The organism is Mesorhizobium sp. M0663 (assembly GCF_040320585.1).
Lineage (GTDB): Bacteria > Pseudomonadota > Alphaproteobacteria > Rhizobiales > Rhizobiaceae > Mesorhizobium.
The window spans coordinates 122,678-138,757 of sequence record NZ_JAMYPX010000009.1; the positions used below are offsets into that span (position 1 = coordinate 122,678).

Annotated in this window: 12 protein-coding genes and 1 pseudogene; 8 read left to right on the top strand and 5 right to left on the bottom strand. The window is 62.3% G+C overall.

What is annotated here, in order from left to right; genetic code table 11:
* Positions 1 to 157: 157 nt before the first annotated feature.
* The 4 genes and pseudogenes from NKI54_RS18150 to NKI54_RS18165 form a co-directional block, all read right to left on the bottom strand.
* Positions 158 to 1,336, bottom strand: coding sequence for a glycosyltransferase family protein (locus tag NKI54_RS18150; RefSeq protein ID WP_352570090.1), 1,179 nt, complete (start codon positions 1,334 to 1,336; stop codon positions 158 to 160).
* Positions 1,333 to 2,577: a glycosyltransferase gene (locus NKI54_RS18155; RefSeq protein WP_352636485.1), complete on the bottom strand. Its 1,245-nt coding sequence runs from the start codon at positions 2,575 to 2,577 to the stop codon at positions 1,333 to 1,335. The genes NKI54_RS18150 and NKI54_RS18155 overlap by 4 nt, the downstream gene beginning before the upstream one ends.
* Before the next feature lies 1 nt (position 2,578).
* On the bottom strand, positions 2,579 to 3,793 hold the full coding sequence (locus NKI54_RS18160; protein ID WP_352692093.1) for a glycosyltransferase family protein: 1,215 nt from the start codon (positions 3,791 to 3,793) through the stop codon (positions 2,579 to 2,581).
* 489 nt (positions 3,794 to 4,282) lie between these two features.
* Positions 4,283 to 4,590: pseudogene (locus NKI54_RS18165) on the bottom strand (ferritin-like domain-containing protein); the annotation flags it as partial.
* Between the two features lie 401 nt (positions 4,591 to 4,991).
* On the opposite strand from NKI54_RS18165, the gene NKI54_RS18170 reads away from it, so the two are divergent.
* Together NKI54_RS18170 and NKI54_RS18175 are read left to right on the top strand one after the other, a co-directional pair.
* On the top strand, positions 4,992 to 5,330 hold the full coding sequence (locus tag NKI54_RS18170) for a hypothetical protein (protein WP_023675950.1): 339 nt from the start codon (positions 4,992 to 4,994) through the stop codon (positions 5,328 to 5,330).
* A gap of 188 nt (positions 5,331 to 5,518) precedes the next feature.
* Positions 5,519 to 6,757 carry a M24 family metallopeptidase gene (locus tag NKI54_RS18175; RefSeq protein WP_352620928.1) on the top strand — a complete coding sequence of 413 codons (1,239 nt, stop codon included), beginning with the start codon at positions 5,519 to 5,521 and terminating at the stop codon, positions 6,755 to 6,757.
* Positions 6,758 to 6,766: 9 nt separating this feature from the next.
* On the opposite strand, the gene NKI54_RS18180 is transcribed toward NKI54_RS18175, so the two are convergent.
* Positions 6,767 to 7,639, bottom strand: a complete 873-nt coding sequence (locus NKI54_RS18180; RefSeq protein ID WP_352620927.1) for a helix-turn-helix domain-containing protein — start codon at positions 7,637 to 7,639, stop codon at positions 6,767 to 6,769.
* 106 nt (positions 7,640 to 7,745) lie between these two features.
* On the opposite strand from NKI54_RS18180, the gene NKI54_RS18185 reads away from it, so the two are divergent.
* The 6 genes from NKI54_RS18185 to NKI54_RS18210 all read left to right on the top strand — a co-directional run bounded on the left by NKI54_RS18185 (position 7,746) and on the right by NKI54_RS18210 (position 16,054).
* Positions 7,746 to 9,017 (top strand): extracellular solute-binding protein, encoded by a 1,272-nt coding sequence (locus tag NKI54_RS18185; protein WP_023675947.1) that lies wholly within the window; start codon positions 7,746 to 7,748, stop codon positions 9,015 to 9,017.
* 205 nt (positions 9,018 to 9,222) lie between these two features.
* Positions 9,223 to 10,083: a carbohydrate ABC transporter permease gene (locus tag NKI54_RS18190; RefSeq protein ID WP_254817930.1), complete on the top strand. Its 861-nt coding sequence runs from the start codon at positions 9,223 to 9,225 to the stop codon at positions 10,081 to 10,083.
* Positions 10,080 to 10,931: a carbohydrate ABC transporter permease gene (locus tag NKI54_RS18195; protein WP_023675945.1), complete on the top strand. Its 852-nt coding sequence runs from the start codon at positions 10,080 to 10,082 to the stop codon at positions 10,929 to 10,931. Before NKI54_RS18190 ends, NKI54_RS18195 begins: the two co-directional genes overlap by 4 nt.
* A gap of 8 nt (positions 10,932 to 10,939) precedes the next feature.
* Positions 10,940 to 12,037: an ABC transporter ATP-binding protein gene (locus NKI54_RS18200; RefSeq protein WP_352692094.1), complete on the top strand. Its 1,098-nt coding sequence runs from the start codon at positions 10,940 to 10,942 to the stop codon at positions 12,035 to 12,037.
* A gap of 56 nt (positions 12,038 to 12,093) precedes the next feature.
* Entirely contained in the window at positions 12,094 to 14,127 is a 2,034-nt protein-coding gene (locus NKI54_RS18205) for an aldo/keto reductase (RefSeq protein ID WP_352692095.1), read from the top strand.
* A 139-nt stretch (positions 14,128 to 14,266) separates the two neighbouring features.
* Positions 14,267 to 16,054 (top strand): NAD(P)-binding domain-containing protein, encoded by a 1,788-nt coding sequence (locus NKI54_RS18210; RefSeq protein WP_352692096.1) that lies wholly within the window; start codon positions 14,267 to 14,269, stop codon positions 16,052 to 16,054.
* Positions 16,055 to 16,080 lie beyond the last annotated feature (26 nt).

Consider the following 16,080-nt stretch of genomic DNA (forward strand, 5'->3'; position numbering starts at 1 on the left):
GACTTGAAGCGCGTCGCACGAATCTCACCAGACGCGACGCGCGTTAGAGCATTTGCAGGAAAGTGTGGAAACGGCTTTCCGTCCGGAATTGCGTCAAAACAAAGAGACAGAGCGGTTCTGCGTGGAACGATGAACCGCTCTAGGATCTATCGTCTGTTTAATCATGAACTTTTCCGAAACCGGGCCCCACGTTTAGGGACCATGTTCGATGCCGCTCGCGCAGGATTTGCGCGGAGCGACGCGCGCCTTCCAGATCGAGACGATGCGCGGATGGCGTCGGTTCCACAAGCGCTTGTTCGACCGCTTGCGCCAAACCTTCAGGCGTCAGGTCCTTTTCCATCAGCACCGTTGCAAGACCGAGTTCTTCGAGCATCAGGGCGCGAACCGTCTGTTCGGTTTCCCCGCCGGCTGCAAATGGGACGAGCAGGGAGCGACAGCCCGCGCGCAGGACATCGCAGACCGTGTTGTAACCCGCCTGCGAGACTGACAGGCGGGCGCCGGTCAGCAGGCTGGCGAAATCCTCGCGGAACCGGAAGATGGACAGGCCCGGCGTGGCATCGCGTGCGATCGCGTCAAACTCGTCTTTCGGCAGGTTTGGGCCGGTGATCAAACACCATTTCCAAGCGTTGTTGGCATTCCGCGCCGCTGCGATGGTGGATCTGACAAGGCTCTTTCCGGCAGCCCCGCCGCCAACCGACACCAGAACGTCGAAGCGCTCGGAGGCCGCGGGCGATGGCGGCGCGGCAACGAGCCCCGTGTAGGTGACCTCGGCCCTGATCGCCCCAGCCAGTGGAAATGTCTTGTCGATGGTTGCGAAAGCCGGATCGCCGTGAACCATAACAAGATCGAAATGCCTGTTGATGAGATCGACCGTTTCCTCGTTTCGGCCCAGCTTGACGCGCTCCTGGAGGATATCACGGACGGACGTCGCCAGCAGCGGTCTGGGCGACGTCGCGTCGATGGCCTCGATCAGCGGCAAGAGTTCGAAACGCATCTGCCGGCGTCCAAATGGAAACGCCTCGACAATGACGATATCAGGCCTGCAATCCCGGAATGCCTGCAGCAGCATCTCTGAACGCCATTTCTTGAAATCATCGTCGATCGGGTTGCCTTGCAGGTCGACAAGTCCCGAAAATCCTTCATCACCGGAGGTGACAGGTGGCAGGGTTACAGATTGTACACCCAGTCCCGGAAACCCGGCGATCGGCGCTCCGCCGGTCACGACGGTAACGTCAAACCCGTCATCGACCAGAGCCGCCGCAATGCGGCTGGCGCGCGCGAGATGGCCGATGCCGAGCAGGTGCTGGACATAGAAGAAAGCGCGCAGCCGCTTCATTCGGCGGCCCGCCACTCCCGCTCGAACAGTTCCTTGAGCTGTCCAATGCTTGCCATATGATCGAAATTGCCGCGCACGCGCCGCTCTGCGGCGTCGCCGAGGCGGTCGCGGAGCACGGGATCACGGATCAGGCGCTCCAGCGCCTGTGCCAGGGCAATCGGGTTTTCCGTCGGAACCAGCAACCCGGTTTCATCCGGCGATAAAAGCTCCGGCACGCCGGAAATATCGGTCGACACGCAGGCAAGCCGCTGGCTAGCCGCCTCCACCAGAACGTTCGGCAGACCGTCGCGGTCGCCATTTGCGGTGATCCTGCAGGCCAGGGCGAAGATGTCGGCGCGGCGGTAGTGCTCAAGCACCTCCTCCTGCGCAAGCGCGCCTTTCCAAGAGACGCGACCATCCAGGCCGAGCTTTTGCGCCAGCGACTTGAACCGTTCCAGTTCTTCGCCGCCGCCGATATGCTCGAAACGCCACGCCAAATCGCCGGGCAACAGGGCAAGGGCCTCCAGCAACGTATCGTAACCTTTCTTTTCAACGGCGCGCCCGACACTCAGAACGACAACCGGTTCGTCCGGAGCCGAGCCGTCATGCTGCTTTCGCGCCTCGCCGAAACTGCCGAAGCGATCAAGGTCGAGCCCATGATAGCTCAGATGCACAGACGAGTTGCCGTTAGCGAGTTTTTTCAGACGGTCGAAGCCGGTTTTCGTGCAAGTGACCGTCCAGCGCGCCGAGGAAAGCTTGCCGGCCAGATCCCAGTCGGCCGAAGTCCAGATGTCCTTGGCATGGGCCGAGCAGGTCCAGGGCAGGCCACGAAGCTGGCTGGCATAGCGCGTCACCGATGCAGGCGTGTGCGCGAAATGTGCATGCAGCCAGCCCGCGTTTTCCGGCCATTCGGCCGACAGCACGAGCGCTTGCCCGAAGCGGCGCGCGCGATTGCGCGTAAAGTCGCGGGGCATATCGGCAGCCAGCGATCCGAGCGCGCGCCAGAAGCCCGGACGCAGCAGAGAGGCAAACAGCGAGCGAAGCACGCGCAGCGGCTCTTCATGCAGATATTCCGGCAGATAATGGACGGGCGCTTTGATCTCGTCATGCACGGGGTGGCGTTTTTCGTAGGTCGGCCGCCTGAGCGCGACGAGTATCAGGTCGAACCCCGCACGCTCAAGACCGAGCAGTTCCTGCGCGATGAAGGTTTCGGACAGCCGCGGGTAACCCTTCAGAACCACGACGATCTTGCGATGTTGCAACTCAGGTCATTCCTTCAATGACCGAAAGGTGATGGCCGGCCCGCCGGTCGAGCAGTTCCGCGACGATTTCGGAAATATGAGGCAGCCCTTCCAGCGTCAGATGCGGATTGCTCTGCGATGGGCGGGGCCGGTCCGGCAGCACCTTCAGTGCATCAGCAAACCGCCGGGAATCCTCGGCTTCTTCAGGCAAAAGCATCTCGATGAGGCCGAGTTCGGCTGCGCGCCGTGCGCGGATCAGTTGTTCCCGGCGGGGCTCGACGCGCGGCACGATCAGCGCCGGCTTGTCGAAAGACAGTATCTCGCAATAGGTGTTGTAGCCGCCCATCGCCACTACCGCCTTGGCGCCGGCAATCAGGTCTTCCATACGGTTGTCGAACTCGATGATCTTGATGTAGGGGATCTTGGACCCCTTCTTGAGCAGCTTGTTGCGCTTGCGCGCCGGCATGTAAGGCCCAAGCACGATCAGGGCTCTATGCTGCAATTGCGGATCCTGCTGATAGGCATCGATGACGTCGTGGATCAGATCGGCGCCGTCACCGCCGCCACCGGTAGTAACGAGGATATAGTCGCCCTCGGGTCGGTGGCCGGGCAACTCGTTCCGCTGCAGGCTCCGTTGCAGGAAACCGACGAACCTCATCTTTGCCCTGACAGCCGGGGGCACATCCAAGCCCGTCAGCGGATCGTAGAAATCCGGCGGACCATAGGCCCAGACCTTGTCGTAAAAGACGCCTATCTTGCGCATCACGTCTCTGCGTGCCCACTCTGCTTCGAGCAGATGCGGCGCATCCATCACCTCGCGCAGGCCAAGCACCAGCGTGGTGCCCCGCGTCTTGAGGTAGGACAGCGTGTCCTCAATCTCACCGCGCAGGCCGAGCGGTTCCTTGTCGACGATGAAGATATCCGGCCGGAAGGTCTCAGCTGTATGGCGGATGATCGACTGGCGCATCCTTAGCGTCTCATGCAGATCGATGTCCTTTTCCAGCGAGGTGTATTCGCCGTTGCGCAGCTTGATGACGCTGGGGATCTTCACGAAGTCGACACGGGCGCGGTAGTCGAAGGCGCCAGCGATAGTCGCACCCGAAATGATAAGCACCTGAAGTCCGCGGAAATCCTCGACCAGCGAATGCGCGATAGTCCGGCAGCGCTGCAAATGGCCGAGCCCGAACGTGTCGTGGCTGTACATGAGAATTCGAGCGTTTTGTGCGTGCTGGGTCATTGTTGAACGTCTCTTAGAATTCTCGCCTTGAGGACCGTGAGCGACCCGCAGGATTCGAAATCATCCTCGCGGGTCTACCGACCTGTTCTGAAACATGAGGGCGCAATTTTCAATTCGTATTACAAAGAGGGTCCATATGCTGAAACCAGGAAGCTACGTCTGCTCAGCGGCCTGCTTGCCACGTGGTCCAGAAGAACCTGCATCATTTCACTGGTATTGACCATCTCGGATTCTCGGCGGCCTTGACCGCTACGATCAACGTGGAGACTCCAGAATAGAATAGGTATGGGCTGGGTACTTCACTTCGAGCGTCTAAGCCAAGCCCCTAAACCATGATGTGCCTTGGCGGTGGGAAGCCGGAGCGTTGACGGAGTAGGGGACACGTTCGAACCGCCTATATCTTGACTTCTCAGACCAGAATCTAGGGGTCAGGAGTTCGACCCTTTTCGGGCGAGCCAATTGAACTCACTAGCTTTTTGGACGCCATGGGCGCATGAACTCGCCGATTGCAGGCGTGTCAAAGCTGACCTGTTTGCCGCCGACGACAGCGCCGGCCTTCGGGCCAGCATCCGAGTCTTCGATCCCTTTTCCGGTTGTACCGCGCAGGTAATATTCGGCTTCCATATATATTCGAGATTGAGGGCGAACCGGAAAAAAATGTCTTCGTCTTTGACCTCATCCTGCGCATAGGCCCGGGAAACCGGGGCAAGGCCGGTGGCCGAAGCGAGCGTTGCTCCCAGGCCAAACTGCAACGCGCGGCGGCGCGAAACACGAAATGCAGGCGTGACGCGGATCATGGCTTCCTCCCAAAAGCCCGCCGGCATCAAACATTTTGGCACCTCAAAAGCGCGCCTGCGCTCCCAACTTCACGAAATGTGGAATGTTCCTCAATCACCTTGAATGATCTCACCGATGGCCGAGCAGCTAGGTTTCCTCGACCCTAGCCTGATGTCAGCCGACGCACACTGCGCTGTAGCGGCGCCGGATCTGCCGGCAGCAAAAATCCCGCCGCTGCGGTCGTCCGAAGTACGCTGTCGATAAAATTCAGGACTTTTGCGTATCGATTTCGGACCAAGGTCCGTCTTGTAGAATACTGTATTTGAACAAAGCTAGGTAACAGCCGACTTTCGGATTCGAAAGTCCTGACGTTTTTCATCTGAAACCCATCCTGGCGGGAGGGCGACTCGAAGGAGGAACTATGAAAACGCGCACCTGTCTATTCGCGACTGTAGCCGCTCTCACCCTTGTCGCATCTCCGGTACTCGCTGCTCCCGGGGGCAATGGCAATGGCAACGGCAATGGCGGCAGCAACGGTAACGGCGGAAACTCGGCTGGGGCCGGCTCGCAGGGACACGGAGCCGCCACTTCCGCCGCGGCCAAGGACAAGTCGACGACCGGCGTTGCTCATGCAATGGCGGTCGTTGCCACGACACCGGCCTCACCGCAGGCTACGCTGGCCTTGCAGGCAGCGCTGGATAGGAAGGCCGCGAAAGACGCGGCAGACACTGCCGACGACACTTCCGACGAAACCGAGTAAGCATTCGAAACAGACCACTCGTCGCGTTGAAAGCCGTGGTTCGCCGCGGCTTTTTTCGTTTCCCGACGACGAACTCTCAAGGTGAACAGCGCTTCCAGAAAAAAGCTGCTCCACGGCGGCACTGAAGCTACGCTAAAGCCAAACGCCGCCGCATCGGCGTCGGATTCGAGTGCATTCGAGGAGATCCCATGACCGGCTTTGTCGACCGCGAGCGCGCAACTGACCTGATGCAGCGCGCCGGCATCGAGGCGCTGGTGCTTTGCGAGCCCGAGGCGTTCCAATATGCCACTGGTGCCTGGATCGGCCCGGCCGGCCTGTTCCGGCGGGCCGGCGCCGGTTTCGTCGTTATTCCCAAGCGAGGCGACCTGCCGATCGGCGTCGTGGTGGCGGATTTCCAGGCTGCCCAGCTCCGGGCGGCGATGGCCGGCGCCGTGCTGCGCACGCATGCGATCTGGATCGAATCGGCGTCGCTCGAGCCTGCGACGGCCGACCGGCCTGTTGCGCAGCGCATCGAGGCCGGCCTGGTTGGCCGCGCCCCCGGTTTTTCACGTCCGGCGACCTTCGAGCTTGCCCGCTCCGTCCGCGAGCTGAAAACGATCCTCGCAGAATTCGGGCTGGAGCGTGCGACGCTCGGCATCGAGCTGGATTTCGTCTCGGCCAGCGATTTTTCCGCGATGCAGGCGATGTTGCCGGGCACTGCCCTGGTCAACGGCTCGCCGGTTCTCGACAGGCTGCGGGCAATCAAATCGCAGAGCGAGATCGACCTTCTGCAGCAGGGCATCGCCCTGTCGGAAGCCGGCCTGTCGCGGCTGCAGCAGCATGCGACGACCGGCATGCGTCAGTCTGAGCTGGTCGCGCTTTACCGGCAAGGCGTCGCGGATGCAGCCGCCGGGTCGTCGCAGCAAATCTCGACGGCGGAATACGTCACGCTGGGCGCTCGCCCAAAAGGCGCCGACGCCGTCGCCGGCGCCGGCGATCCGCTGAAGGCCGACATGGTGTGCAGCGTGAACGGCTATGCCTCGGATATGTCGCGGAATTTCACCTTCGGGCCGCCGTCGCCCGAACAGGCCGAATTGCATGCGATAGCCGAACGCGCCTTCGCCGACGGGCTTGCCGCGCTTATGCCCGGAAAGCCGTTAGCCGCCGTGCATCGCGCCGCCAGCGAAAGCCTGGCGCGCCAGGGCCTGCATTCCTATCGCCGCGGCCATTTCGGCCACGGCGTCGGCCATTCCGTGTTTTCAGAGCAATGGCCGTTCATCTCGGCCGACAGCAATGTCGTGATCGAGGCCGGCATGGTGCTGGCATTCGAGATCCCGCTCTACATCGACGGTCTCGCCAGCTTCAATCTCGAGGACCAGTTCCTGATCACCGCCAACGGGCCGTCGCCGATGAACCGCCTGCCGAGGCGCCTGGATATTATCGGCTGAATCCAGCCGTTATCTGGCGCCGGCCACGCCCCTGCGGAAATCCGACGGCGACATGCCGGAAAGCTTGCGGAACGACTTGTTGAAGGCACTGAGCGAGCCGAAGCCCGATTCCATGGCGACGCGCAGCACATTGGCATCCTGATGCATCAGCAGCGCCTGCGCGTAGCTGAGGCGCAGCAAATTCACATATTCATTGAGCGTCATGCCGGTCGATTTCTTGAAGATGCTCATGGCGTATTTGGGATGGATATCGGCCGCCGCGGCGATGTCGACGCAATCAATCTCGTAGAGGAAATTCTCGGCGATGAAGTCGCACATGCGCCCGACATTGCGCAGCGATTGCTGATCGAAGGGACTGCCTATCTCCTGTTCGACCGGGGTTTCGGGCACCAGCCGGTAAGGCTCGAAGCGCACCCGCTCCAGCCGCAGCAAAAGCTCGTTGACGGCATGCTCGGCCTTGACCGGGTCGCCGGAGCGGGCATAGCGGTTCCAGCGCTCGAAATTGTGGTCGTCCGACCGGTCGGTGGCGTCGGTCACCAGCGTCGCGCCGGTCATCAGCCTGTTGCGCACCTCCACGGGCAAATGCAGCCGGAAGAAATGCACCAGCGGCAGATGCGCGCCGGCATAGATGGCATCGTCGGAGGCTTCGTCCATCTGGTGCGGCAGGCCGCCCCAGAACAGGCACATCTCGCCCGCAGAAAGCGAAAGCCCGTGCCCGTCCATGCGGTAATGCACGGCGCCGCGCACGATGAAATTCACCTCGACCTGGGCGTGCCAATGCGGCTTGAGCATCACCAGGGGCTGGGTGTGGAACATCTGCAGCAGCAGCGGCAGGCCCTCCACGCTGCTGGCGCCAGGCTGGTAAAACGGCCTTTCCGGCATCTTACTTTCCGCTCATTTCTTATTCCCTTTGTCGCGGACAAGGCTTTCCCGAGGCCTAGTCTAGCCACGCTCGCAAACAGAGAGCAACTGAAATGGGAGGATTTCAATGCGCATAAAATTGACCTGCGCCGCGCTCGCGCTTGCCTTGGGCTCCAGCCCGGCCTTTGCGCAGTCCGGTGAAATCACGATCTGGAGCTGGAATATCGCCGCTTCGTCGCTGAAGGCCACCATAGCGGGCTTCAACAAGCAGTATCCCGACATCAAGGTGACGGTCGAGGACCTTGGCAACCAGCCGACCTACGACAAATCGATCGCCGGCTGTGCTGCCGGCGGCGAGGGGCTGCCTGACATCGTTACGATCGAGAACGGCGAAGCCGAAAACTACTGGAGCCAGTTCCCGGATTGCTTCGTCGACCTGCATACGCTCGGCTACACCGCGGAAGACCAGGCAAAATTCCCCGACTTCAAGCGTACCGAGCTCGAGGTTGACGACAAGGCCTATGCGATGCCCTGGGATTCCGGTCCAGTGGCGATGTTCTACCGCCGCGACTTCTACGAGAAGGCTGGCGTCGATCCGTCCTCGATCAAGACCTGGGACGATTTCATCGCCGCCGCCAAGAAAATCCAGGCCGCCAATCCCGGCGTCACGATGACCAACGCCGATTTCAACGGCGATTCCGAATTCTTCCGCATGATCTCCAACGAGCAGGGTTGCGCCTACTTCTCCGCCGACGGGCAATCGATCACGGTCAACCAGCCCAAATGCGTCGATGCCATGACCAAGATCAAGGAGATGAAGGACGCCGGCATCATTTCCTCTGCCGACTGGAGCACCAAGATCACCAACAACACCGCCGGCAAGGTCGCCACGCAGATGTATGGCGGCTGGTATGAAGGCACCGTGCGCACCGAATCGCCCGATGGGGCAGGCAAATGGGGCGTCTATCTGATGCCGAGCCTGACCGCCGACGGTCCGCGCGCCGCCAATCTCGGCGGCTCCTCGCTCGCCATCACCTCGGTATCGAAGAACAAGGAAGCCGCCTACGCCTATCTGAAATACACGCTTGCCACGAATGAGGGCCAGATCACCATGCTGAAAGGCTTCGGCCTGGTGCCGTCGCTGATCTCGGCGCTCAACGACCCTTATGTCTCCGAAGGCCTGCCCTATTGGGGTGGCCAAGCCGTGTGGAAGGACATCCTCGGCACCTTGCCCAAGGTCGTCCCCAGCCGCGGTACGCCGTTCCAGAGCGACGCCGAAATCATCATCCGCGCGGTGCAGACCAAATATCTGGCCGGCGGCTATCCCGACGCCAAGGCAGCGCTCGACGATGCCGCAAGCCAGATCGCAGCGGCGACCGGCCTGCCGGTCAAGTCGTGATCTAGACGAGGCGGCTCCGAGCGCGCGGCTCCCCTTCTCCCCTTGTGGGAGAAGGGATCGCCGAAGGCGACGGATGAGGGGTGCTCCAGCTTGGCTCGGACGGCATTCCTTCCAACACCCCTCATCCGTCTCGGCGCTTCGCGCCGATCCACCTTCTCCCACAAGGGGAGAAGGCAAGAACTTGAAAGCAGAAAGGAGGAAAACGATGCGCTACCAGAACGCCACGGCGTATCGCTTCCTCGCGCCGTATCTGCTGATTTTTTCGATCTTCTGGCTGTGGCCGATCATCGATTCGTTCCTGATCTCGTTCCAGGCGACGCGCACCGTGCCGTGGCGCTTCGCGCCGACTTTCAACTGGGGCCGGCTGATCGGCGATCCGGCCTTCTTCAATGCCTTGAAGAACACATTGCTGATCCTTGTCATCCAGGTGCCGGTGATGATTTCGCTGGCGATTGTGATGGCGGTGCTTTTGAATTCGCCACTGCTCAAGGCCCGTGGCCTGTTCCGCTTTGCCTTCTTCGCGCCGGTCGTGGTCGGCGAGGTCGCCTATTCGGCGGTTTTCCGGCTGATGTTCAATCTCGACTACGGCATCATCAACAAATTGCTGAACAGCATCGGCCTGCCCAGTGTCGACTGGTTTACCAACGTCACCCCGGCGATGGCGGTGATCATGATGGCGGTGACGTGGCGCTGGGCCGGCTACAACGCCATCATCCTGCTCGCCGGCCTGCAGTCGATTCCCGAGGATGTCTACGAGGCGGCGACCCTGGACCGGGTCAGCAAGGTCAAACAGTTCTTCTACATCACGCTGCCGCTGCTCAAGCCGATCATTGTGTTCTGCGCCGTGCTGTCGATCATCGGCACCATGCAGCTGTTCACCGAGCCCTTCCTGATCACCGAGCGCGGCGGGCCGGGCGGCGGCACCGAAACGCTCGGGCTGCTGCTTTACCGCCAGGGCTTCCGGTCGCTCAATTTCGGCTACGCTTCGGCCGTCGCCTACACCATGGCCGGGCTGGCGATTGCCATTTCGCTGGTGCAGATATGGCTGACGAGGGAACCGAAATGACCTCGCACTCAAGAGTCAGCCGTTCCCAGGCCAGATTGGGACGCAGCATCGCGCTGCATCTGTTCCTGACGCCGCTGGCGCTGGTCTGGCTGTTTCCGCTGTGGATGATGGTGGTTTTTTCGACGATGCCCGACAACGGCATCTTCAGCCCCGACATCGAGCTTTTGCCGCATGGCAATTTCCTCGACAATGTCAGCAATCTGCAGCGCGGCACCAATTTCATCGGCGCCATCGGCATCTCCGTCTCCGTGGCGGTGACCTATACCTTCCTGTCGGTGATGCTGACCTCGATGGCCGGCTGGGCGCTGGCGCGTTACAACTTCTTCGGCAAGGGCATGGTCGTCGCCATCATCTTCGGCACCATCACGCTGCCCTATGCGGTCGTGCTGATCCCGCAATTCATCATGGTGGCGCGCGACTTCAAGCTCGCCAACACTTGGGTGGCGCTGATCGTGCCGCCGCTGTTCAATTCGCTGGGCGTGCTCTTCATGCGGCAGAGTTTTTCGATGATGCCGCACGAGCTGTTCGACGCCGCCAAGGTCGAGGGCGTCAAGGAATGGCGGATATTCCTGTTCGTCGCACTGCCTCTGGCGCGGCCGATGCTGGCGGCGCTCGCCATCATCCTCTTCCTTGCCTCCTGGAACAACTATCTCTGGCCGCTGCTGATCAATTCCAAGCCGGGCGCAATGACCGCGCCCGTGGCGCTCGGCACGCTGATCGGTCTCACCAAGGTGTCCTGGGGCGGCATCATGGCGGGCGCGGTGATGCTGACGGCGCCAATGCTCGTCGTGTTCGTGCTTCTGCAGCGCCATTTCGTTGCCGGCATCGCCGCCGGCGCCATCAAGTAAGGATCAGCATGGCGGCAGTCACACTCAAAAACGTCATCAAGCGCTTCGGCGTCTTCGAGATCGTCCACGGCGCCAATATCGACATCGATGACGGCGAATTCGTCGTCTTCGTCGGCCCTTCCGGCTGCGGCAAGTCCACGCTGCTTCGGATGATCGCCGGGCTCGAGGACATCAGCGACGGCGAGATCGCCATTGGCGGCAAGGTGGTGAACGACGTCGAGGCGGCGGATCGCGGCATCGCCATGGTGTTCCAGTCCTACGCGCTCTATCCGCACATGACGGTCGAGCAGAACCTGAGCTTCGGCCTGAGAATGACCGGCAACGCCAAGGCAGATACCGAGCGGCGGGTGAAGCGGGCTTCCGAAATCCTGCGCATCGCCGAGCTGATGAAGCGGCGGCCGCGGCAATTGTCGGGCGGCCAGCGCCAGCGCGTCGCCATCGGCCGCGCCATCGTGCGTGAGCCGCAAGTGTTCCTGTTCGACGAACCGCTCAGCAATCTCGATGCCGAGCTCCGGGTGCAGATGCGCGTCGAGATATCGCGCCTTCATAAGGAGCTCGGCGTTACCATGGTCTATGTGACGCACGACCAGACCGAGGCGATGACGCTGGCCGACAGGATCGTCGTGCTCAACGCCGGCAATATCGAGCAGATCGGCGCGCCGCTCGATCTCTACGACGACCCCGCCAACCGCTTCGTTGCCGGCTTCGTCGGCTCGCCGAAAATGAACTTCTTGGCGGCAAAAATGGTCGGGGCCGACAACGGTGCGGCGGTCGTCGAACTGGTCAATCATCACGGCGCGCGACTGCGCAAGCCGCTTTCGGATGCCTTGCCTGCAACAGGCGGCGATGTTGTGCTTGGCGTGCGGCCGGAGCATTTCTTCGACGCCGGCCAGGGTGATTGCGACCTTACCCTCAAGGCCGACGTCGCCGAGCACTTGGGATCGGTGAGCTATGTCTATGCCAATTCCGGTACCGGGGGCGGACGCGAGGAACTGATCATCGAGCGCGAGGCCTCGCGGCATCGCGCGAACGGCGACGACCTGGTGGTGTCGATCAAAGCCGACCGCTCGCTTCTCTTCGACGCCACCGGCGCACGCATTCGCTAACCCATCTTTCTTTTGTCCGATCGCGATTGCTCGCGGCCACCCCACGGAGATTTGACATGACGTCCAAACCAGAAAAAGTTCGCTGGGGCATTCTCGGGCCCGGCAACATCGCCAAGGCTTTTGCCGGGGGCGTCGCCCATTCGCGCACCGGCACATTGGTCGCCTTAGGGGCGCGCAATCCCGGCAAGGCGGGGCTCACCGAGGCTTTCCCCGGCGCCCGCATCCTCGACGGCTACGAGGCTTTGGTTGGCGATCCGGATGTCGACGCGATCTATATTTCGACGCCGCATCCGAGCCATGCCGAATGGGCGATCAAGGCGGCCGCGGCCGGAAAGCACGTGCTTTGCGAAAAGCCGCTTGGCCTGACCGCATTCGAAGCCGACGCCATGATCCATGCCGCGCGCAAGGCCGGCACCTTTCTCGGCGAAGCCTTCATGTACCGGCTGCATCCGCAGACGGCCAAGCTGGTCGAGGTGATCAGGGCCGGCGCGATCGGCGACATCAAGATGATCAAATCCAGCTTCGGCTTCGCCATGCCGGGCTTCATGCCGGAGCACCGTCTCTACGCCAAGGATCTCGCCGGCGGCGGCATTCTCGATGTCGGCGGTTATCCCGTCTCGATGGCGCGGCTGATTGCCGGCGCAGCAGTGGGAAAGCCCTTCGCCGAGCCGGACAAAGTCGTCGGCGCTGCGCATCTCGGCCAATCCGGCGTCGACGAATGGGCGTCGGCGCTGTTGCATTTTCCGGGCGGCATCGTCGCGGAAGTGTCCTGCAGCATCTCGCTCGCTCAGGACAATGTCTTGCGTATTGTCGGCAGCAAAGGCCGCATCGAGGTGGCGGATTTCTGGTATGCCGGCGGCCAGCAAGGCGGCACCGGCGAAATCCGCATCGTCCGTCCGGGTGACACCGAGGTGGTCGAGGTCACGGAGGACGGCTGGCTGTACGCATTTGAGGTCGACGCCGCCGGCGAGGCCATTCTCGGCGGAAAGCAGGAGTTCACCTGGCCCGGCATGGGCTGGGCCGACAGTCTCGGCAATCTGCGCGTGCTCGACAAATGGCGGGCGGCAATCGGGCTCGAATACGACATCGAGAAACCGGCAAAGCGCGTCAACACGATCTCCGGACGGAAGCTGCGCTCCGGCGGAACCGCCATCCCCAAGCGCAGCATTCCGGGCCTGCCGCGGCCGGCCTCGTGCCTGGCGCTCGGCTTCGAGGATTTCCGCACCTTTTCGTCGGGCGCCATCCTGCTCGATGCCTATTTCGAGGCCGGCGGCAATCTGTTCGACACCGCCTTCGTCTACGGTTCCGGCTATACCGAGACGCTGCTCGGCCAGTGGCTGAAGAACCGCGGCGTGCGCGAGCAGTCGGTGGTCATCGGCAAGGGCGCGCACTCGCCGCTCTGCTATCCCGACGTCATCGGCAAGCAGCTCACCCAGTCGCTCGAACGGCTGCAGACCGACCATATCGACGTCTATTTCATGCACCGCGACAATCCGGATGTGCCGGTCGACGAATTCGTCGATGCGATGGACCGCGAGGTCAAGGCCGGCCGCATTCGCGGTCCGTTCGGCGGCTCGAACTGGACGATGGAACGCATGGACAAGGCGATTGCCTATGCCGAGCGCACCGGGAAGCAGAAGCCCGGCGCGCTTTCCAACAATTTCTCGCTGGCCGAAATGCTGGAGCCGATCTGGGCAGGCTGCGTCACCTCCTCCAGCGACGAATGGAAGGCCTGGCTCGCCGCCCGGCAGATGCCGAATTTCGCCTGGTCGAGCCAGGGCCGCGGCTTCTTCACCGACCGCGCCGGCCGCGACCGGCGCGATAATGAGGAGCTGGTCCGGGTCTGGTACTCGGAGAAGAATTTCGGCCGTCGTGACCGTGCCATCGAGCTCGCCAGACGGCTGGGCAAGAGCCCGATCCACGTCGCGCTCGCCTATGTCCTGGCGCAGCCCTTTCCGTCCGTCCCGCTGATCGGGCCGCGCACGCTCGACGAATTGGAAGACAGCCTCCAGGCGCTCGACATTTCGCTTTCGCCGGATGATCTTGCATGGCTGGATAGCGGTTCGGATCAGGCCCGCGCGCGCGCCTGACAGCAGCGGCAGTCGCTTCGGCCTACGCTGCGCCCTTAGCTTCCGGACTGTTTGCGCTGCCCTCACCCTCTCCCGCAAAGAACAGGGAAAGGGTAAGAATAAGGGCAGCGCAAAGGTCACTGGAAGTTAGGGAAGACAGATGCTCGACATCGCACCGACGAAACAGGCAGCCACCTGGCTCGATTCCTTTGCCCGGGCGCTCGAGGCCGGCGACGTCGAGGCGGCAACCAATTTGTTCGTCGAGGACTGCTACTGGCGCGATCTCTTGACCTTCACCTGGAACATCAAGACGATGGAGGGCCGCGCCGCGATCTGCGACATGCTGGCGGCGACGCTGGCAACGACAAAGCCTGCCCGGTGGCAGCTCAGCGGCGAAGCGACTTCGGACGAGGGCGCGATCGAGGCCTGGTTTTCTTTCGAGACGTCATCGGCGTGGGGGCAAGGCGTCATGCGCCTCAGGGACGGCAAGTGCCGGACGCTGTTTACGGCGATGAGCGATCTCAAGGGGTTGGAGGAGCGCAAGGGCCCGGCGCGGCCTCTGGGCGTCCGCCACAAGGCAGACCCGGAACGCGAGACCTGGCTGGAGGCGAGGCGCCGCGAGGCGCGTGACCTCGGCGTTAGCCAACAGCCCTACTGCCTGGTCATCGGCGGCGGCCAGGGCGGCATCGTGCTGGGGGCGCGGCTCAGGCAATTGGGCGTGCCGGCCATCGTCATCGAGAAGAACACTCAGGCCGGCGATTCCTGGCGCAATCGCTACCGCTCGCTCGTGCTGCACGACCCGGTCTGGTACGACCATCTGCCCTACATCCCGTTTCCCGAGAACTGGCCGGTGTTCACGCCCAAGGACAAGATGGGCGACTGGCTGGAAATGTATACGCGCGTCATGGAGCTCAATTACTGGACCTCCACGACATGCGTCAGCGCGTCCTACGACGACGCCGAAAAAATCTGGACGGTCGAGCTCGACCGCGCCGGCGAGCACATCACGCTGAAGCCCAGGCACATCGTCTTTGCAACCGGTGCTTATGGCCCGCCCAGGCGCATCGACCTGCCGGGTGCCGATGTCTTCAACGGCGAGATCCTGCATTCCAGCCAGTATTCCAGCGGCGAGAAATTCCGCGGCAAAAAGGTCGCCGTCATCGGCGCGGCAAGTTCCGGCCATGACGTCAGCGTCGACCTCTGGGAGAGCGGCGCCGAGGTGACCATGGTCCAGCGCTCGCCGACGACGGTGGTCAAGTCGGACACGCTGATGGAGATCGGTTTCGAGATCTTTTCGGAAAAGGCGCTGGCCCGCGGCATCACCACCGAGAAGGCCGACATGATCGTCGCCTCGACGCCGTTCGCGCTGCTGCCGCAAGGCCAGCGGGCGCTTTACGACATCATCAAGGCGCGCGACGCGGCCTTCTACGATCGCTTGCGCGGCGCCGGCTTCGCCATCGATTTCGGCGACGACGAGACCGGGCTCCTGATGAAGGCCTACCGCACCGGCTCGGGCTTCTACATCGATGTCGGCGCCTGCGACCTGATCATCGACGGCGAGATCGGCATCCGCAGCGGCGTCGGGATCAAGTCGCTGACGCAGACAGGCATCCTCTTCGACGACGGCACCGAACTGGCGGCCGACGCAATCATCGCCTGCACCGGCTATCTCTCGATGAACGAAACCGTGGCGGCGATCGTCTCGCGCGAAGTCGCCGACAAGGTCGGCCCGTGCTGGGGGATTGGCTCGGGCGTGAAAGGCGACCCGGGTCCGTGGCAAGGCGAATTGCGCAACATGTGGAAGCCGACGGCACAGGAAGCGCTGTGGTTCCACGGCGGCAATCTGGCGCTGTCGCGCTTCTATTCGAAGTACGTCGCGCTGCAGATCAAGGCGCGCATGGAAGGCATTGCGACGCCGGTCTATGGAGCGCCGGGGGTGAAGCTGTGATCTCCCCCCTTGAGGGGGAGATGGCC